An 18,756-nucleotide genomic window follows, 5' to 3' on the forward strand; every position below is an offset into this window, starting at 1 on the left:
ATCAGGCACCTCCGGGAGCCGCACGGCCGGTTTCTCCGACGACGATGCTCCGGACGTCTCCGAGGACGTCGAAATCGGCGACCACGACCAGACTGTCGCCGTCTTCGAGCGACACGTCGTCCGTCGGAACAGTAAGCGGTTCGCCTTCCTTGCCGAACGCGAGCAGGCGAGTGTTGGCGGGCAGTTCGAGCTCGCTGATGCTGTAGCCCCGAACCGGCGAGGCCGCGTTGATCGTCAGTTCGACGAGTTGCACGTCCTGAGCGACGTCGGCGATCGCCCGGACGTTCCCGCCCAGCAGCGCGTTTTTCGTGGCGATCGCCCCCAGCCGCTCCGGATAGACCACTTCGTCGACTTCGTCCGCGTACTTGCGGTAGATCTCCTCGCGGTAGTCCTCGTCGATACGCATGACCGTCCGACAGCCGTAGTGATCGGCGATCAGGCACGCGACGAAGTTCGTGTTGAGATCGCCAGTCAACCCGCCGAGCGCGTCCGCCGATTCGAGGTCGGCCTCCAGCAGGATCTCTTCGAGCGATCCGTCACCCTCGATGACGGTGAACCCGTCGGCTCTGGCCCGCTCGGCCCGCTCGTTCGATCGCTCGACGAGCACGACCTCGTGGCCGCTCTCGCGTAGCGCACGGGCCGTCCGCAGCCCGACGCGTCCTGCACCCACGATAACGTATCGCATGTGGTAGGATATACTGACCCTGGGGAATAAAGGTATGCACCGCGGCAGGGGCACAACTTACTTGCTATGTGGTGTTGTATCATACGTCATAATGGTACGGGCGTTCGTCATGATCAAGACGGCGGCAGGGAAGTCAGAGGTGCTCCTGGAGTCGATTCGTGCAGTCGAGGGTGTCGAAGAGGCACACATCGTCGCCGGTCAGTACGACATCATCGCAGAGACTGCAGGCGAAGGAGTCTACGACGTCATGCAGTCGGTCTCCGGCGATATCCGTGCGCTCGATGGTGTGTCCGACACGCGGACGTACATCTGTCTGGAGTAGCGGGCCTCACCCGAGGCACACCGTCAGTACTCGCCCGGAGCACATTGCCTCCAGCGATACGTCAAAGAGTGTCGAGTCAGTATCCCAGGTATGGTCAGCGTCGCGGACGCGATCGGGCTCGCAATCATTCTTCTCCTCAACAGCATCGTTGCGGCGTTGCTGACCCGGTTTTTCAGAGTCCGGCTGGCGACCTCCTGGGGGAGTCTGGTGTACGTCGCGTTCGTGGGCTCGATCGTGCTGCTGGCGCTGACGCTCGTGCTCGGGGGTGCCCTGGGTCTGGGTCCGAACCTCGGTTCGCCGGCGGTAGTCGTCCTCGGCGTTGTCGCCCTGCCGCTGTCGCTCGGGGCGACCTTCGATTACTTCTGGATGCCCGCGCCCGAAGAGATCGAAGTGCCCGACCGGCGGGCGACGTGAGATCGGAACGGCCGGCGACGTGATCGGTACTTGGAAACACACTTTGTGCCCCGGACTGCAACGGACGGGTATGGTCACATCCAGCGCCCCCGGGAAGGTGTATCTCTTCGGGGAACACGCGGTCGTCTACGGTGAGCCTGCCGTTCCCTGTGCGATCGAACGTCGCGCCCGCGTCACGGCCGAACGCCGCGGGGACGACAAGTTGCGAGTCAACGCGACCGACCTGACGCTCGACGGGTTCACCGTCGAATACGACGGCGACGCGACCGGAACGCCGGACGTGGACGTCGCCGAGCCTCTGCTCGAAGAGGGGATGGGCTACGTCAACGAGGCGGTCGAGCAGGCCCGGGATGCGGCCGACGCACCCGACGCCGGATTCGACGTCACGATCGAGAGTGCGATCCCGCTCGGTGCCGGGCTCGGCTCCTCGGCAGCGGTCGTGATCGCCGCTATCGACGCCGCGACGCGCGAACTGGGCGTCGAACTCGACGCCGCGGAGATCGCCGACCGCGCCTATCGGGTCGAGTACGAGGTCCAGGACGGCCAGGCCTCCCGCGCAGATACGTTCTGCTCGGCGATGGGCGGTGCGGTCCGCGTCGAGGGCGACGACTGCCGTCGGATCGAGGACGTACCGAACCTGCCGTTCGTGGTCGGCTACGACGGCGGCTCGGGCGATACCGGTGCGCTGGTCGCCGGGGTCCGGGACCTGCGCGAGGAGTACGACTTCGCCGCCGACACCGTCGCCGCGATCGGTGACGTCGTCCGTCGGGGCGAGCAGGCGCTCGCCGCGGGGGACCTCGAGGAACTGGGTGAGCTGATGGACTTCAACCACGGCCTGCTGTCCGCGCTGGGCGTTTCCTCGCGCACGCTCGACGCGATGGTCTGGGCGGCCCGCGAGGGCGACGCGCTCGGGGCGAAGCTGACTGGGGCCGGCGGTGGCGGCTGTATCGTCGCGCTCGATCCCGACGATGGAACCGAGACGGCCCTGCGGTACACGCAGGGCTGTGAGTCTGTCTTCCGGGCCGAACTGGACACCGAAGGAGTCCGGGTGGAACCGTGACGACGGTGCTCAAGCTCGGCGGGAGCGTCGTCACCGAGAAGGACGAACCCGAGACGGTCGATCGGGCGACGCTGGCGGACGCGGCCGACGCCGTCGCCGACGCGGACGCGGACGAGCTGGTCGTGATCCACGGCGGCGGGAGCTTCGGCCATCCACACGCCGCCGCCCACGGCGTCACCGACACGAACGGGACCCACGACGCCGCTGGCGTCCGCGAGATCCACGACGCCATGGGGGCACTGAACGACGCCGTCGTCGAGGCGCTGCAGGACCGGGGCGTGCCGGCGCTCCCTGTCCGCCCGCTCTCGGTCGCCTACAGGGACAGCGACGGACGAACGGCGTTCCCGGGCGAACCGGTCGCGACGATGCTCGACGAGGGGTTCGTGCCAGTCACCCACGGTGACGTGGTCGTCCAGGCTGACAAGGGGGCGACGATCCTCAGCGGCGACGAGATCGTCACCCTGCTGGCCGAGCGACTGGGAGCCGATCGCGTCGGCGTCTGCTCGACGGTCCCCGGCGTCCTCGACGGCGGCGAGGTGATCGACCGGATCACTGATTTCGAGACGGTCGCGTCGGCACTTGGTGAGAGCGAGGCGACCGACGTGACCGGCGGGATGGCCGCCAAGATACGGGCGCTGCTGGAACTCGAGACGCCAGCGTCGGTGTTCGGTCCCGCGGACCTGCGGACGTTCCTGTCCGGTGGCCGTCCCGGAACGCTCGTCCATCGCGAGCGCTGATCGGTCGTAGCGGTTGACACTGACGACACTATCAGCAGGCACTTACCGACGCCAGCCGGAACGAGGGATATGCGAATCGCAGAGCGCCAGCCGGTCGAAGGTGGGGGCGAGCGGATCACCGTCGTCCCCGAGAGCCTCGACGACCTGTGGCACCTCTCGCACGTCATCGACCCCGGCGATCAGGTCGCCGGCGACACCACGCGGCGCATCCAGCGCAACGAGGAGGAACTGCGGGACACGGGCGGCGAGCGCGAACACCTGTGGGTGAAACTGGACGTTGAGGACGTCGAGTTCGCGAAGTTCGCCAACCGATTGCGCGTCTCCGGCGTCATCGCCGACTGCTCGCGAGAAGACCAGCTCGGCCTCCATCACACGATCAACGTCGAGGAGCACACCGAACTCGACATCGAGAAGGTCTGGAATCCGGACCAGCTCGACCGCCTCAAGGAGGCCGAGGAGGCCGCCGACAACCCCGACGTCGCCATCGCGACTGTCGAAGAGGGACAGGCCTACGTGCACACGATCGCTCAGTACGGGACCGACGAGCGCGCGAGCATCTCCGGTCCGACCGGAAAGGGCGATTACGCCCGGCCACGCGAAGAGCTGTTCGAGGAGTTGACTGCCGTCCTGACTCGCCTCGACGTCGACGCGATCGTCCTCGCCGGCCCGGGGTTCACGAAACAGGACGCCTTGGACTACATCGAGGACAGCGCCCCGGAACTGGCCGAGTCGATCACGACCGTCGATACCAGCGCCGTCGGGGATCGGGGCGTCCACGAAGTCCTCAAGCGCGGCGCAGTCGAGGAGATCCAGCAGGAGACCCGTATCGCGAACGAGGCCGAGTTGATCGACGAACTGACCGAACGGATCGCGACCGACGAGCCGGTCGCCTACGGACCAGACGAAGTCGCCGAAGCGGCCGACTACGGCGCAATCGAACACCTGCTCGTCCTTGACGAACACCTCCGATCCGAGCGGTCCGGCGGGGATCAGTGGGACCTGGACGCCGATCGGATCATCGAGACGACCGAACAGAAAGGCGGGGGCGTGACCGTCTTTTCGGGCGAGTTCGACCCCGGCCAGCAACTATCGAATCTCGGCGGGATCGCCGCGCTCCTTCGATATCGCATCTCCTGACAACCACGCGACGGCGACCGAAACGATTTTGTCGTCATACGTTGATGACAGAATAGTTGGACTGACAGCGAACAGATGTCATTCGAGGAACAGCCGGAATTCGCCCGCCAGGTCGCAGACCTGAACAACTACGGGCAGGCACTCAACAGCTGCGAAACGGTCGAAGAAGTCGTGTCGCTCACTCTTGAGGCGGTGTCACTGCTGTTCGATTTCGAGTCGACGACGTTTATCGAAGTCCGGGAAGGGGAACCCGAGATTATCGAGAGCACACGCCTGGACCGGAGTGCTGGGGATCAGCCAGGACCGGTCGCCCGGGCGGCCGTCGAGTCCGGTGAGACGACGACTGAGACCGACAGTGAGGCTGGTGTGCCTACCGATTCGGGCGCCGAGGCGGCGCTGGCCGTGCCGGCGACGATCGTCGACGACGTGGTGGTCGTGCTCGTTGTCAGAACGGCCACGAACGAGGACATCGGCGAGAGCTACGCCACGCCGCTGGAGATGCTCGCGTCACACGCCGCGACCGCGATCAGCAACATTCGATCACATCAGGAACTCGAGCGAGCGCGCACGGACCTCGCCAAGCGAAAGGAGATGGTCGAGCTGTACGACCGGCTGTTACGTCACGACCTCGGCAACGACCTGCAGGTCATCTCCGGGTTCGCCGATATCCTCGTCGAGGAGCTCGAGGGAGACCACGAGCGCTACGCGAGGAAGATATGTCGTGCAGCCGAGAGTTCGAGCGATCTCATCCAGCGCGTCGGTAACCTCGTTTCGAGGCTCGAAGCCGAAGCGGAACCCGTGCCGCGCGACCTCAGGGACGCACTCGCGTCCGTCGTCGAAACCACCCACTCACAGTACGAGTCACTCACTGTCGAGTTCGATCCGGCCGAATTCGACTATCGGGTCTACGGCGGCGACCTGCTGGACTCGGTCTTCCAGAACGTGCTCTCGAACGCGGCCGTGCACAACGAGGGGGGTGTCACGGTCTCGATGTATGCCGAGGCGACGCCGTCGAGCGTGGTCGTCGGGATGGCCGATGACGGCAGCGGGATCCCAGCGGAGATCCGTGACGAACTGTTCGAGATGGGTGAGAAAGGCCCGAGTAGCGACGGCACGGGGCTCGGCCTGGGGTTCGTGCGCACGCTGACCGAATCCTACGGCGGGGCAGTCGAAGTGACCGACAGCGAATACGGCGGGGCGGAGTTTCGGGTGACGCTCCAGCGCGTCTAGAGGCTGATCGTCAGCCCGTCGGACGCGAACCGGACGTCACCGTCGTAGTACTTGCCGATCGAGTCGAGCATTTCCTCGTGGTGCCCGTCCGTGTGCGGATAGAGATGGGTCAGATACACGCGCTCGAACGACGCGTCAGCGTCCCGCAGCGCACGTCCCAGTTGCGTCGGCGTCGCGTGATTATCCGTCTGGACGCTGTCGGGAAACGAACAGTCGTGGACGAGGACGTCGGCCCCGTCGGCGAACGCGAGCAGATCGCGCGCGGCCGCACTGTCGCCGCTGAAGACGAACGTGGCGTCGCTGTCGGGATGAGTGAGCCGATACGCGAAACACTGCATCGAGTGGGTGGTCTCGATCGTTCGACCGTCGAATCCGGCCAGCGAGAACGGCTCACCCGTCAGATCCCGGACCGCGAGATCGACGCGGCCGTCGAGGTATTCGTGGACGTCGAGCAGATCGTCCACGAGCGTCGACGTGCCAGGCGGGCCGGCGACCGAAAGCGAGTCGGCGCCGGCGAGCCAGCGCGCTTTCAACAGCGCCAGCAGGTCCGACACGTGGTCCAGATGGTGGTGGGTCAAAAGCACCGTGTCCACGCTTTCGTATCCCGCATCGGTCCGCCCGAGCGCGTGCAGGATGCCACTCCCACAGTCGAGTAGCAGTCGATCCGATCCGGCCTCCAGCAACAGGCCGGTCTGAAACCGGTCGCCGGTCGCCATCGCGCTGCCCGTCCCGAGAAACGTCACGTCCATAGTCTGGGTATCGTGTCGGTGGCGAAAAGGCGTGACGGTCGTCCCGCCGTCAGGCTGTTCGTGTGGTGTGTTACCGAATGCTTCCTCAAAGTTTAACAGGTTACCGGCCGATGATACAGACGGTGATATTCCGATGAGCGAGCATTCAGAACCCGAGCTACCCCCACTCCCGTACGACTACGACGCGCTGGAGCCACACATCTCCGAGCAGGTGTTGACCTGGCATCACGACACCCATCATCAGGGGTACGTGAACGGCCTCGAAAGCGCCGAAGAGACGCTCGCGGCGAACCGTGAGGCCGGCGAGTTCGGTTCGTCGGGAAGCGCGATCCGCAGCGTGACCCACAACGGCAGCGGTCACTACCTGCACACGCTGTTCTGGGAGAACATGGATCCCAACGGCGGCGGCGAACCGGACGGCGCACTCCGCGAGCGCATCGAGGAAGACTTCGGCTCCTACGAGGGCTGGAAGGGTGAATTCGAGGCCGCTGCGGGTGCCGCCGGTGGCTGGGCGCTGCTGGTATACGACCCCGTTGCCAAGCAGCTGCGCAACCTCGTCGTCGACAAGCACGACCAGGGCGCGCTGTGGGGCTCACACCCGATCCTGGCGCTTGACGTCTGGGAGCACTCCTACTACTACGACTACGGCCCGAAGCGCGGCGAGTTCATCGACGCGTTCTTCGAGGTCGTCGACTGGGACAACGTCGCCGAACAGTACGAGAAAGTCGTCAGCCGGATCGAGTAAGTCGGCTCAACTTCCTTCGTTTTTCGAACCTTCCGGAGTGACGTCTCTCTTCGCAGGGAGCGATAGGGATTATCGTAGCAATCCATCGATTTCGCTGGTGCAATCGATTTCCACCGCTCGGTCGGGCGTGGGGACTCCTCCAACCGGCTACGATAATCCCTACACTTCGGATCGACGGGCAAGATTCATACAATCGGCTGTGTTACCGGGAAGTAATGTCGCTGCTGCCCTCCCGACCGGACACGTCGGCTGCCGAGGCCGACGCCGAACCACGGGTGATCGGCGTCGACAGCGACGACGCTGACGACGTGATTTCGGCACTCTCTTCGGACACTGCCCGGCAACTGCTGGCCGAGCTACACGAGGAACCCGCGCCACCTTCCGAGCTGGCCGAGCGCGCGGACACGTCCCTGCAGAACGCTCAGTACCACCTCGAGAAGCTCCAGTCTGCCGGTGCGGTGTCTGTCGTCGACACGGCCTATTCCGCGAAAGGCCGCGAGATGGACGTGTACGCGCCCGCGGATCAGCCGCTGGTCATTTTCGCCGGCAACGAAGACGACACGACTGGTCTCAGAGCGGCCCTCTCGCGGCTACTCGGCGGGCTCGGCATCCTCGGAATCGGGAGCCTCGCAGTCCAGCGGTTGTACGGTGACGCCGGAACATCACCCGGCGAGGGCAGCGCGGTGCCGGGTGGCAACGAGACGGCGGCGCTAGACGGAGCCACCGGCACGACGTCGGGCGGCGAGACTGCGGTCAATGGGACGGAGTACGTCCTCCAAGCGACGAACGTGACAGACTCCATAACGACGACTGCGACGGACGTGACGACGACGGTCACGTCGACTCCGGAAGCGACCGACGCGGCGGCCGGTATCGAACCCGGACTGCTGTTTTTCGCCGGCGGTGCGGTCGTCCTCGCGCTGTGGCTGCTCGTCTGGCACCTCCGGTAGCTCAAAACGCTGTTTGACCTTCCGGTACACCCTTTATTATACCGTCAGTAGACGCCGGTGGCGACGGTGGCACAGTCACCCCGCTGCGTGCCCACGTGGTCATCGGGATCGGCTCTGGCCGCCTCCCCGCTGGCTCGTTTTCGGCCCTCCCTCACCGCCGGCTCGTTTTCGGCCCTCCCTCACCGCTGGCTCGCTTTCGGTCCGCCATCGGAGGTCAACGTGTCACTTCGCCCGTGACGGTGACGGGTCGGTCGGCATCAGTGATAACGGACTGGCTGACGCTGCCGAACAGGATCGCACCGACCGGGGACCGCTTGCGGCCGCCCAGGACGATCTGGTCGGCGTCGATCTCGTCGGCTGCAGCGAGGATCTCGATTGCCGGGTCGCCGACGCGGGAGGATTGCTCGACGGTAATGCCTGCGTCCCGTAATCGAGTTGCTGCTACTCGTCCGCCGTCGATCTCTTCGGGAGCAGTCGTCTCTTTTTCGTCTTCGTCGTCAAACACGTACAGTAGTGTCACGTGGACGCTCTCTGCCGCATCGGGAAACGCGGTGACTGCCTCGGCCTGTGCTTGCCCACGTGACTCGCTCCCATCGATCGGCATCAGCACCCGGTACATCTGTCAGTAAATTCTCACGCCAGAGATAATATAGCTACGGGAAGGTGGCAAGGAGAACGGAGTAGCTAATGTATCACTCTCTACTATTCGAAATTAGGATGCATTGATATTGCATACTATATTCGGGAGCCGTCGATCATCGACCCGAACGTTGACGTGACCCATCGACGAAATGCGGACAATGCTCTTGCAGGCCGGTCTGGAACTGACGCCCGGGATCGCCGTCGTGTTCGCGGTCGTCGCGGCGGCGGTCGTGCTGTTCGTCAGCGAGGCGATCCCGAGCGACATCACGGCGCTGTCGGTGCTCGTCTCGCTGGTCGTCCTGCAGGATTACACGGGCGTCGACGCCGAGGCCGCGCTCTCCGGGTTCGCCAGCACTGCGACGATCACGATCCTCGCGATGTACATCCTCAGCGCGGGCGTCCAGCGGACGGGCGTGGTCGACCAGCTGGAACACGTCGTCGCGCGGTACGCGGGCGACAGCCGAGGGCGACTGCTCGGCGCGACCGTCGGTATCACCGGGCCGCTGGCCGGCGTCGTCAACAACACGCCGGTCGTCGCGCTTTTCATCCCGATGATCACGGACCTGGCCGATCGGACCCACACCTCGCCCTCGAAGTTCCTCATCCCCCTGTCCTACGCCGCGATGCTCGGCGGGACGCTGACGCTGATCGGCACGTCGACGAACTTGCTCGCGAGTTCGGTCGCCGCCGATCTCGGTGTGGCCGGCACGCCGTTTTCGATGTTCCAGTTCACGCCGCTGGGACTGCTCGTGCTCGCGGTCGGCTCGGTCTATCTGCTGACGGTCGGGCCGCTGCTGTTGCCGTCCCGAATCGAGCCTCACGACCTCACCGAGGAGTTCGGTCTCGGGGGACGGCTCTCCAGGGTGTACGTCCCGGAGTCGTCGTCGGTGGTCGGTCTCACGCCGGCCGAAGCCCGGACGGACGCGGTCAAGATCCTGCAGCTGCTCCGTGGCGGGGAGACGTTCGTGGCCACCGGCTCTGACCGGGCGATCAAGGCCGGTGACGTGCTGACGATCCGGGCGGAAGCGCCGGCCGCCCAGTCGTTTGTCGACGTGGCCGGGCTGCGTCGGCTTCCGCAGGCCAGGGTGACCGAAGAGGAACTGGCGCTGGGTTCTGGCCGGGGGACGCTCGCGGAGGTGATCGTGCCGAGCAGGTCGGGACTGATCGGGCAGGCGGTCGGCGACGCTCGCCTGGAAGAGCGATTCGACGCGACGGTGCTGGCCGCTCGCCGCGGTGGGTCCCTTGTCGTCCAAGACGTTGCAGACGTGGGACTCTCTGAAGGGGACGGACTGTTGATCTACGCGACGCAGAGCGGGATCGACCACCTCGAAGAGACGGGCGAACTGCTCGTCACGGAAGCTGTCGGCGACGGACTCCCGGAGCCGGAGCCGATCGACTGGCGCGAGGCGGGGCTCGCGATCGGGATCGTCCTCGGCGTGATCGCGGTCGCCGCCGCCGATCTGCTGGCAATCTCGGTCGCGGCGCTCGGTGGCGTCGTGGCGATGGTCCTCGGCGGCATCATCGATCCGGAACGGGCCTACGCGGCCGTCAACTGGGAAGTCATCTTCCTGCTCGCGGGCGTGATCCCGCTCGGGCTGGCGATGGACCGGACCGGCGCGGCAGCGTATCTCGCGGCACACATCACCGACGTGTCGACGGTGCTGCCCGCGATCGGCACGGTCGCGCTGTTTTACCTGCTGACCGGATTGCTCGCGAACCTCATCACGCCGGTCGCCAGCGTCGCGCTGGTGTTGCCGATCGCCGTCTCGACGGCGGCGGATCTGGGTGCGAACGCGTTCGCGTTCGTGCTGGCGGTCACGTTCGCGGGCTCGACGGCCTTCATGACCCCGATGGGTTATCAGACGAACCTGATGGTCTACAGTCCGGGCGGGTATCGGTTCACCGACTACGTGCGGATCGGTGCGCCGCTGCAGTTGCTGCTCGCCGTGGTGACGACGCTCGGTATCGCGGCGATCTGGGGAGTCTGATCGAGACCGTCGGCGGGCATACCACTTTGTGATCCCAGTCCTAATTATCGACGATGACAATTCTGGTGCCAGTCGCAAGCGGCCCCCTCCGGGATCGCGTGCTCCAGACGGCGATCGAACTCGGGCAGGCGCTCGGGGAAGACCTCTACATCGTCCATCTGGTCGAAGAGGAGACGGCCGACGGGACCGCAAAGCAGATCCGCGACGAGATCCGCGAGCGCGTTCGATCCGCGGACGTCGCTGCGACAGTCTCGCTCGAATACGTCGGTCACGGGCTCGCGCGAACCGGGCCGCGCATCGGTCAGGACGTGATCGAACTGGCCTCCGACGTGACCGTGACGCACATCGTCATGGGCCACACGTCGAAAGGGCTGCTCGAAGAGATAACCCGAGGCAGTGCAGCCCAGGCCGTCATCGACGCCGCGACCGTCCCCGTCACGGTCGTGCCGGACACTACCGGGTAACTCCCGAGCCGCAAGAGGGACTTTGATCGGCTACGCAAGTGGCTCTGCGGGACGGTCCAGGTCGTACGTTTCCCGGAGCGTGTCGGCGAAGTGACCACCTTTCTCGAGGGCGATCGTCACGACGACGAACGCACTGTCGGCCGGGCGCAGGACGAACGCCTCGCGCGGGGCTGACCCGGCGTCGTTGACGCGGTCGACGAGCGGTTCGAGCGGTCGCGTCCCCTCGCGGAACTCCCGAAACCGGTCCCCCGCCCCGCTGTCAGCGAACACGTAGCAGACGCCGTTCACCTCACCGTCGGTGTTTCTGGTGACGCTGCTGTTCATTCCGTCCCCCTTTGCCTGTGCATCCCGCCAGAGGTCCGCCGCGACCTCGAAGACGGGATCGATCCCGTCGGCGAAGGCGTACAGCGTCGGCCGTCGCAACGAGAACGCATCGAGGCGCGCGGGCTCTGACCAGTCGAGACGTGCGTCGAGAAGATATCCCGGTCGCAGGTCGGCAGCGTCGTCGGCCCCGACCCGGACGTCGATCGGTTCGTATCGCTCCCGATCGAACACCCGGAGCGTTCGCTCGCCCCCGTCGCCGTCCTCGTCGGGGCCCGGCAGCACCCGGGCCACCAGTTCCTCGTCCATATCGCCAGTTCAGCCCCGACGGATAAAAGCAGTCGGTCCCGTACGCTTTTGCCCGGCCGCTCGATAGCGAGGGTATGGACGACATTCGATTCCGCGATCCTGCCGGGACTGTTCGAAACGGGCTCTTGCACGACGATCACGTCCACTTCGGCGACGACGCGTACGACCTCGAAGCGGTGGACGTCCTCGCACCGGCTGAGCCGACGAAGATCATCTGCGTGGGTCGCAACTACGCCAGACACGCCGCAGAGCGCGGCGAGGACGTGCCCGACCGACCGCTGCTCTTCCTCAAGCCGCCGAACGCCGTCGCCAGCCACGGCTCGACGATCACGCTCCCGAAGGGAAAAGCGCAGATCGAACACGAAGCCGAACTCGCCGTGGTCATCGACGAACAGTGCAAGCACGTCGATCCCGAGAACGCCGGGGACGTGATCCGCGGGTACACCTGCTTCAACGACGTCTCGAACCGCGACGACCAGTCCCGCGAACAGAACTGGGTCCGCGGGAAGGCCTTCGACAACGCCGCCCCGATGGGTCCCGTCCTGACCGAAGAGATCCCGGACGACGCCGCCATCGAACTCCGGGTCGACGGGGAGGTTCGCCAATCGTCCTCGATCGAGCACTTCATCTTCTCGATCCCCGATCTGATCGCCGAGATCACGACCTACATGACGCTCGAACCAGGCGACGTGATCGCGACTGGCACCCCTGAGGGGGTCGGCCCGCTGACCGACGGCGACCACGTCGAGATCGAAATCGAGGGGATCGGCACGCTCGAACACGACGTGCGACAGGACAGGTAGACGCGGGGCCGGGAGATGGAAACGCCTAAATTTAGGGTAGCCTAAACACGTCGCGAATGGATACTGATCGACGCCCGTCCGACCGTGTGGACGTCTGTATCGTCGGGGCCGGGCCGGCCGGAGCGCTGGTGGCCCACCGTCTCACGGCGGCCGGCTACGACGTCGTCGTGCTGGAAGCGGGGCCGCGGTTCGACCGCGAGCAGCGAATCGAGCGCATGGAGCAGTCGCTCCGACCATCGCACGCACCACAGTCGGTCTGGGACGTGGGCGGCGAGCGCGACGCCTACACGTCCGCCGGGCCGGACCACTATCCGCTGAACCACACTCGGACGAAGGGCGTCGGCGGAACGACCCTGGCCTGGCACGGGATGGTCGTGCGCCTCCACGAGCGGGATTTCGACGGGCGAAACGGCGGCGATCCCTGGCCGATCGACTACGCCGACCTCCGGCCGTACTACGCTCAGGCGGAGCAGGAATTTGGCGTCGCCGGAGCCGACGACAACCCGTTCGGGCCCCGGCGCGAAGAGCCGTTTCCGATGGCCGCGTTCCCGCCCTCCCACAGCGACTCGATCTTCGCGGAGGCCTGCCAGTCGCTGGAGATCGCGACCCATTCGGCACCGAACGCCCGCAACTCCGAGGACTACGACGGCCGCGGCACGTGCGTGGGATTTGGCACGTGCAAGCCGGTCTGTCCCGCCGGAGCGAAATACGAGGCGTTAGCGCACGTCGAGAAAGCCGAAGCGAACGGGGCGCGCGTGATCGACCGCGCGCCCGTCCAGCGTCTCGAACACAGCGCGGATCGGATCGAAGCCGCCGTCTACGCGACGCCCGAGGGAGTCGAACATCGACAGGAAGCCCGGCAGTTCGTGCTCGCCGCGGGCGGCGTCGAGATCCCGCGACTGCTGTTGCTCTCTGCGAGCGATCACTACCCGGACGGGCTGGCGAACTCTTCGGGACTGGTCGGTCGTTACTTCACCGAGCACCTCGGCGCGCGCGTCGGCGGCACGATCGATCGGCGAACCCGCCAGCACCACATCGAGTTTATCACGACCGAGTCCCACCAGTTCTACGACAGCGACGACCACCCGCCGATCAAGCTCGAACTGGTGAACTACGCCGGTCAGCCGCCCGTCGGGACCGCTCTTTCGGCCGACCACTGGGGTGACGAGTTGCTGGAGACGCTACGAGAAACCTATGGAAACACCCTCGAAGTCGCCGGCCTCGTCCAGCAGGAGGCCAGACCGGAAAACCGGATCACGCTCGATCACTCCCGCACGGACGACCACGGCAATCCCGTGCCGCAGGTCCACTGGTCGATCAGCGATCGCGACCGACAGGCGGTCGGGCGGGCGACCGAGATCCAGCGATCGATTCTCGAGGAACTCGACGCCGACATCGAGTGGGTCGTCGGTCGGGACGCGACGGGTCCGGCCGCTCACCACATGGGGACCACGCGAATGGGCGCGAATCCCGAGACGAGCGTCGTCGATCCGCAGTGTCGGACCCACGATCTGGACAACGCCTGGATCGCCTCCAGCAGCGTGTTCGTCAGCGTGGGGGCGATGAACCCGACGCTGACGATCGCAGCACTGGCACTGCGGGTCGCCGATCACCTCGCGGAGACGCTGTCTCAACAATAGCTGTGACGTCCGGGGTTCCTGCCCGACGAGTGTTCCAGTCCGCAGCTGACGCTGCGCGGCCACGTCGGGAAGTCCGCAATCCGACGGCGGTCAGAACCAGCGGGAGATCAGCGACTCTGTGCCGTTTCGATGGGCGACCAGGACGGGCTCGCCATCCCCGCCTTCCACGACGCTATCCGCCGTCGATCCGAAGAGAAACCGCCTGAGTTTCCCCTTCTCGGGTGCGCCGAGCACCGTCAGATCGTGCTGTTGGGACTGATCGATGATCGCCGCTGCCGGGTCGGCGTCGCGCAGCACGTGATACTCGACGTCGATCCGATCGTCGATCCGGTAGCTGTACGCGTCGAGCAGTTTCGTCGCGTCGTCTTTCCGGTCTTCGGAGGCGTCTTCGGGAATCACGTGAAACAGGTCGACGCGGCTGCCGTACGCGGTCGCGATCGCCTCGGCGATCCGGGTCGCGATTCCGGAGTGCGGCCCCCGATCGACCGGCACGAGGATTGTCGACGGCGACTCGAACTCGTCCATGCCCGTCCCGACGAGCGTGTGGCAGTCCAGCCCGTCGGCCTGGTCGGATCCGTTCCGGCTGAAGAAGCTCACCTCTTCCGTGTCGACGAGGACGCTGGTTATCGAGCAGGCATCGACGAACGTGTCCAAGAGTCCGGGCGAAAACTCCTCGCGACGCTCGACGATCGGGACCGGAAACTGCTGTTCGATCGCCAACCTCGTCTCCGCGTCACGCCGGAGTTCGTCCGGGTCGGGATTGCTGTCGGCCTCGACGGCGTGGAGCAGATACAGCTCACCATCCGTTCCGAACGCGATACTGGCCCCGAGCAGGCTCGTCTCCGTCTGGTTGGCGGCCTCGCGGAACGGAACCAGCAGACGCTGGTTCTCCGACGGCCACTCCATGTCTCTGTGATCGAGTGTCTGCGGCCACGGACACTCGTCCGAATTGACGCTCATTGGTCTCAGTCTCGAATACAGCTATATAAGTTGTTTCAAATCCGGCCTGGGATTCCCGCCAGTCGTGGCTGTTATACCGGAAAACGGTCGTCCGCGCCGTACAGTCGGGCCTGAAAAAGACGGCGGTGATCCGTATGCGCCCTCACACGGCGGCGAGCAGGCCGGCGTCGACGAGCAACAGCGCGGCGACGACCGTCGCCCCGAGGAAGAACGGTCGAGCGTTCCGGGCCGGTTCCCGCACCTTCCGCCGTCCGGTCCCGTCGGCCAGCTTGCTCGCGCCGACTTCGACGAGCCCCATCAAGACCAGCCAGAGGGCGATCATCCCGACGAGGAGATACCCGCGAGTCGTCTCGAAGAGCACTGCCGTCTCGGTGTAATCGAGCACCATCGCCATCCGGACGCCGGTCAGCGCCAGCAGGACGGCACTGACCCGTGAGAGCCGCTTCACCCGTCTCGTGATCGAGCCGAGCGGGTCGGCGTCGAGGCCGCCGTCACGAGCCACGGGCAGGACCGCCCACATCACGAAGACGACACCGCCGGTCCAGAGGCCGGCAAACAGCGTATGCAGCGCGTACAGCCCGGCGAGTTCAGGATCCATATTCGCGTTCGAGGGCGGCGCGCCCTTGAATGTGAAGGATCGAAGTTCTACAACTCGCCTGCGGACTCGGCCCGGTCGGAGATCTCATCGACGCTGAGGTGATCGAGCAGGTTGACGAACGAGCCGGGATCGGGGACCAGAAAGATCCGGATCTTGAACGCGGCGTCCTCGTCGGCCACGTCGATCATCGAATCGAGGACGATCGACAGCGCGTCCGTTCGGACGTGTGAGAGCGTCTTCTCGGCGACGACGTCGCCGTTTGAGTATTGCAACTCCGGCGTCTCCATGTCGATGGTCGTCCCGAGCGTGTTCGCGATCCCGTCGATGAACCCCGAGGTGAGGATGTTGCACATCTCCTGGAGGGCGCTTTTCTGGAGGCGATTGAATCCGTCTTCGACGGGTGAGCCGGTCATCAGCGTCGCAATCTCGACGGCCGTCTCGGGCGGAAACGTGAGCAGGAAGACGCCGTATGGCGGTTCGCGCAAGTCGATCGACGCGCTGTAGATCTCGTCGGTACCGATCTCGGCAGCGATGTCGCTCGGTTCGACGAACGAGAGGCTCTTGATCTCGACGTTCGCGTCCACGTCCGCAAGCGACGACAGCGATCGCGTGACGTTCTCGGTCCCGCGTTTCATCAGCGTATTAATGATCCGGAGTTTCCGGATGTCGATCAACAGTGGCATTCCCTACCTGAGGGTCAGGGCCGGGCGTCGTAGTCGTTTCGGTCAGGGCGCGGCTGGCGAAACGCCTGACGGAGGCGACTGCCCCTGGAACTCGTGACTGCAGTCCGCACCGGTGCAGAAACGTTACAATCGCTCGAACTGTGACGAGACGTATGGACCCTGCTGGCCTGGTAGTCCTTCCCGGCCTGCTCCTCTTTTTCGCTGTCTTGATCGCGGTCGGGACGTGGGTCGCGCTCGACGCCCGGGCACACGACAGCTCGCATCCGATCCTGTGGGCCGTATTTGCATCGATCCCGCCGGGGGTCATACTGCTGTACTACGCGTTCTGGTGGCGGCGTCACCGTGACCGCACACGACCGCGATCACGCCGAGAACGCTACGCTGCAGCGGTCGCGGTCGCCGGTCTCGGGGGGTTCGTTATCGCCTCGTTGGTCGCGCCACCCGATCCCCTCACACAACTTCTGGTGTGGCCGATCGTCTTTGCGGGTTCGCTGCCCGTCGCGTACTGGCTGCTCGGTCGTGGACACCGGCCAGAGTCACACACAGCCTGATACTGCCGACTGTGAGTCCGTACAGATATTCGCCACCTCGGGGTGGCGAATCATTTCGCAATGGTACAGCCGGCAGTATGGCGAGCACTGCCGATACGTGCAGCCTGCTTGGGCACGCTTAAGGCCCGCCGTCCGCTTTCCCCGAGTATGGAACCACGGGACCTCTCGATGCACTCCGTCTATCGGGCGGGGCGAGGGATCGAAGAAGTCGCCCGGGAGCTGGGACTGGACCCGGACGAACTGATCAAGCTCTCCTCGAACGAGAACTCCCTCGGGCCGTCCCCGAAGGCCGTCGACGCGATCCGTGACGTCGCCGAAGACGTCCACTACTATCCGAAGTCCTCACATACCGATCTGATCGCGAAACTCGCCGACAGGTGGGGAGTCAGCGACGAACAGATCTGGCTGGCCAACGGCGGCGACGGGGCGCTCGATTACCTCTCGCGTGCCCTGCTCGAACCCGGCCAGGCCGTTCTCGTGCCCGATCCGGACTTCACGTACCACGGGATGAGCGCGAAGTACCACCACGGGCGAGTCGAGACGTTCGAGCTCTCGAAGGCCGAGGACTTCCATCAGTCGCCCGAGCGCGTGCTGGACGCGTACGACGGCCACCGGATCGTCTACCTGACGAGCCCGCACAACCCGACCGGCTCCGAGGTCACGATCGACGAGGTCGAACAGATCGCCGAGGAGACCGACGAGCAGACGCTGGTCGTCGTCGACGAGGCCTACGAGGCGTTCACCGAGCGCGCGAGCAAGATCGACCTCGTCCGCGAGCGCGACGACGTGGCGCTGCTCCACTCGTTCTCGAAGGCCTACGGACTGGCCGGGATCCGTCTCGGCTATGCGATCACCCCCGAAGAGTGGGGCGACGCCTACGCCCGCGTGAACACGCCCTTCGCCGCCAGCGAGATCGCCTGCCGGGCCGGGCTGGCCGCCCTCGATGACGAGGCGTTCCTCGAGGAGACGATCGAGACCGCGCGCTGGGGCCGCGAGTACTTGCGTGAGAATCTGGAGGCCGAGACCTGGGAGAGCGGCGGGAACTTCGTCCTCGTGGAGGTCGGCGACGCCTCGGCCGTGGCCGACGCCTGCCAGCGGGAGGGCGTGATCGTTCGAGACTGTACGAGTTTCGGGCTCCCGGAGTGCATCCGCGTCACGACGGGCACGCGCTCGGAGACGCGCCAGGCCGTCGAGACGATCAACGAGGTGCTCGCGGATGTCCAGAGGTGATCGCGTGTGAGAGTCGCCGTCACCGGGACGCCCGGAACGGGCAAGACGACCGCGACGGAACTGCTTGCGTCCGACTTCGAGGTGATCCACCTCAACGAGGTCATCCGCGAGCAGGGGCTGACGACCGGCCACGACGACGAGCGCGACACCCGGATCGCCGATCTGGACGCCGTCGAGTCGTGGCTCGATGACCGCGAGAACGTCGTCGTCGAATCTCATCTCGCCCACGAGTTCGACGCAGACAGGGTGATCGTCCTGCGGTGTGCGCCCGAGGTGATCGAGCGCCGGCTGCGCGAGCGCGGCGAGTCGGCCGAGTCGGCCCGGGAAAACGCCGAGAGCGAGGCGCTAGACGTGATTTTGGGCCACGCCGTCCAGAATCACGGGGAAGACAACGTCTACGAGATCGAGACGACCGACCGCTCGCCAGAGGCGGTCGCGGCCGAAATCGACGCCGTGATCGCCGGCGAGCGCGAACCGAGCGCCGGCACCGTCGATTACACCGATTACCTATGACGCTGGACCGCCTTCATCGATCACC

Annotated in this window: 22 protein-coding genes; 15 read left to right on the forward strand and 7 right to left on the reverse strand. The window is 65.6% G+C overall.

Annotated features, from left to right (window positions below; all coding sequences use genetic code 11):
• Position 1 precedes the first annotated feature (1 nt).
• A complete protein-coding gene (locus tag OB916_RS01130; protein WP_315907436.1) occupies positions 2 to 685 on the reverse strand; it encodes a potassium channel family protein in 684 nt (227 codons plus the stop codon).
• Between the two features lie 91 nt (positions 686 to 776).
• Here OB916_RS01130 and OB916_RS01135 point away from each other — a divergent pair, with 91 nt between their 5' ends.
• From OB916_RS01135 to OB916_RS01160, 6 genes are all read left to right on the forward strand, one after another.
• Positions 777 to 1,007 (forward strand): Lrp/AsnC family transcriptional regulator, encoded by a 231-nt coding sequence (locus tag OB916_RS01135; protein WP_315907437.1) that lies wholly within the window; start codon positions 777 to 779, stop codon positions 1,005 to 1,007.
• 90 nt (positions 1,008 to 1,097) lie between these two features.
• Positions 1,098 to 1,421, forward strand: a complete 324-nt coding sequence (locus OB916_RS01140) for a hypothetical protein (RefSeq protein WP_315907438.1) — start codon at positions 1,098 to 1,100, stop codon at positions 1,419 to 1,421.
• 70 nt (positions 1,422 to 1,491) lie between these two features.
• On the forward strand, positions 1,492 to 2,481 hold the full coding sequence (gene mvk, locus OB916_RS01145) for a mevalonate kinase (protein ID WP_315907439.1): 990 nt from the start codon (positions 1,492 to 1,494) through the stop codon (positions 2,479 to 2,481).
• Entirely contained in the window at positions 2,478 to 3,218 is a 741-nt protein-coding gene (locus OB916_RS01150; RefSeq protein WP_315907440.1) for an isopentenyl phosphate kinase, read from the forward strand. The genes mvk and OB916_RS01150 overlap by 4 nt, the downstream gene beginning before the upstream one ends.
• 69 nt (positions 3,219 to 3,287) lie before the next feature.
• Positions 3,288 to 4,355 (forward strand): mRNA surveillance protein pelota, encoded by a 1,068-nt coding sequence (locus OB916_RS01155; protein WP_315907441.1) that lies wholly within the window; start codon positions 3,288 to 3,290, stop codon positions 4,353 to 4,355.
• A gap of 75 nt (positions 4,356 to 4,430) precedes the next feature.
• Positions 4,431 to 5,585, forward strand: coding sequence for a sensor histidine kinase (locus tag OB916_RS01160; RefSeq protein WP_315907442.1), 1,155 nt, complete (start codon positions 4,431 to 4,433; stop codon positions 5,583 to 5,585).
• Here the strand turns inward: OB916_RS01160 and OB916_RS01165 are convergent.
• Positions 5,582 to 6,334, reverse strand: a complete 753-nt coding sequence (locus OB916_RS01165) for an MBL fold metallo-hydrolase (protein ID WP_315907443.1) — start codon at positions 6,332 to 6,334, stop codon at positions 5,582 to 5,584. The genes OB916_RS01160 and OB916_RS01165 overlap by 4 nt on opposite strands.
• 133 nt (positions 6,335 to 6,467) lie before the next feature.
• On the opposite strand from OB916_RS01165, the gene sod reads away from it, so the two are divergent.
• Both sod and OB916_RS01175 read left to right on the forward strand, forming a co-directional pair.
• Positions 6,468 to 7,079: a superoxide dismutase gene (gene sod, locus OB916_RS01170; RefSeq protein WP_315907444.1), complete on the forward strand. Its 612-nt coding sequence runs from the start codon at positions 6,468 to 6,470 to the stop codon at positions 7,077 to 7,079.
• A 215-nt stretch (positions 7,080 to 7,294) separates the two neighbouring features.
• Positions 7,295 to 8,029 (forward strand): ArsR/SmtB family transcription factor, encoded by a 735-nt coding sequence (locus OB916_RS01175; RefSeq protein WP_315907445.1) that lies wholly within the window; start codon positions 7,295 to 7,297, stop codon positions 8,027 to 8,029.
• A gap of 214 nt (positions 8,030 to 8,243) precedes the next feature.
• Here OB916_RS01175 and OB916_RS01180 read toward each other — a convergent pair whose 3' ends face one another.
• The gene (locus OB916_RS01180) at positions 8,244 to 8,648 is read right to left on the reverse strand and encodes a universal stress protein (RefSeq protein ID WP_315907446.1); all 405 of its coding nucleotides are present in this window, start codon (positions 8,646 to 8,648) and stop codon (positions 8,244 to 8,246) included.
• A 181-nt stretch (positions 8,649 to 8,829) separates the two neighbouring features.
• Between OB916_RS01180 and OB916_RS01185 the strand changes: the two genes are divergently transcribed.
• Positions 8,830 to 10,659 carry an SLC13 family permease gene (locus OB916_RS01185; protein WP_315907447.1) on the forward strand — a complete coding sequence of 610 codons (1,830 nt, stop codon included), beginning with the start codon at positions 8,830 to 8,832 and terminating at the stop codon, positions 10,657 to 10,659.
• A gap of 53 nt (positions 10,660 to 10,712) precedes the next feature.
• On the forward strand, positions 10,713 to 11,123 hold the full coding sequence (locus tag OB916_RS01190; RefSeq protein WP_315907448.1) for a universal stress protein: 411 nt from the start codon (positions 10,713 to 10,715) through the stop codon (positions 11,121 to 11,123).
• A 30-nt stretch (positions 11,124 to 11,153) separates the two neighbouring features.
• On the opposite strand, the gene OB916_RS01195 is transcribed toward OB916_RS01190, so the two are convergent.
• Positions 11,154 to 11,753, reverse strand: a complete 600-nt coding sequence (locus OB916_RS01195) for a DUF6663 family protein (protein ID WP_315907449.1) — start codon at positions 11,751 to 11,753, stop codon at positions 11,154 to 11,156.
• A gap of 74 nt (positions 11,754 to 11,827) precedes the next feature.
• Here OB916_RS01195 and OB916_RS01200 point away from each other — a divergent pair, with 74 nt between their 5' ends.
• Both OB916_RS01200 and OB916_RS01205 read left to right on the forward strand, forming a co-directional pair.
• Positions 11,828 to 12,556: a fumarylacetoacetate hydrolase family protein gene (locus tag OB916_RS01200; RefSeq protein ID WP_315907450.1), complete on the forward strand. Its 729-nt coding sequence runs from the start codon at positions 11,828 to 11,830 to the stop codon at positions 12,554 to 12,556.
• A 56-nt stretch (positions 12,557 to 12,612) separates the two neighbouring features.
• A complete protein-coding gene (locus tag OB916_RS01205; RefSeq protein ID WP_315907451.1) occupies positions 12,613 to 14,196 on the forward strand; it encodes a GMC family oxidoreductase in 1,584 nt (527 codons plus the stop codon).
• A gap of 90 nt (positions 14,197 to 14,286) precedes the next feature.
• On the opposite strand, the gene OB916_RS01210 is transcribed toward OB916_RS01205, so the two are convergent.
• The 3 genes from OB916_RS01210 to OB916_RS01220 all read right to left on the reverse strand — a co-directional run bounded on the left by OB916_RS01210 (position 14,287) and on the right by OB916_RS01220 (position 16,437).
• Positions 14,287 to 15,156 (reverse strand): universal stress protein, encoded by an 870-nt coding sequence (locus OB916_RS01210; protein WP_315907452.1) that lies wholly within the window; start codon positions 15,154 to 15,156, stop codon positions 14,287 to 14,289.
• Between the two features lie 142 nt (positions 15,157 to 15,298).
• On the reverse strand, positions 15,299 to 15,754 hold the full coding sequence (locus tag OB916_RS01215) for a transporter (protein WP_315907453.1): 456 nt from the start codon (positions 15,752 to 15,754) through the stop codon (positions 15,299 to 15,301).
• A 47-nt stretch (positions 15,755 to 15,801) separates the two neighbouring features.
• Positions 15,802 to 16,437, reverse strand: a complete 636-nt coding sequence (locus tag OB916_RS01220; RefSeq protein ID WP_315907454.1) for a chemotaxis protein CheC — start codon at positions 16,435 to 16,437, stop codon at positions 15,802 to 15,804.
• A 152-nt stretch (positions 16,438 to 16,589) separates the two neighbouring features.
• Between OB916_RS01220 and OB916_RS01225 the strand changes: the two genes are divergently transcribed.
• The 3 genes from OB916_RS01225 to OB916_RS01235 all read left to right on the forward strand — a co-directional run bounded on the left by OB916_RS01225 (position 16,590) and on the right by OB916_RS01235 (position 18,731).
• On the forward strand, positions 16,590 to 16,988 hold the full coding sequence (locus OB916_RS01225) for a hypothetical protein (RefSeq protein WP_315907455.1): 399 nt from the start codon (positions 16,590 to 16,592) through the stop codon (positions 16,986 to 16,988).
• Positions 16,989 to 17,135: 147 nt separating this feature from the next.
• Positions 17,136 to 18,218: a histidinol-phosphate transaminase gene (gene hisC / locus OB916_RS01230; RefSeq protein WP_315907456.1), complete on the forward strand. Its 1,083-nt coding sequence runs from the start codon at positions 17,136 to 17,138 to the stop codon at positions 18,216 to 18,218.
• A 6-nt stretch (positions 18,219 to 18,224) separates the two neighbouring features.
• Complete coding sequence (locus OB916_RS01235; RefSeq protein ID WP_315907457.1) at positions 18,225 to 18,731, forward strand: adenylate kinase family protein; 507 nt, start codon at positions 18,225 to 18,227, stop codon at positions 18,729 to 18,731.
• The last annotated feature ends 25 nt before the right edge of the window (positions 18,732 to 18,756 follow it).

Source organism: Halapricum hydrolyticum, assembly GCF_025517535.1.
Classification (GTDB): Archaea; Halobacteriota; Halobacteria; order Halobacteriales; family Haloarculaceae; genus Halapricum; species Halapricum hydrolyticum.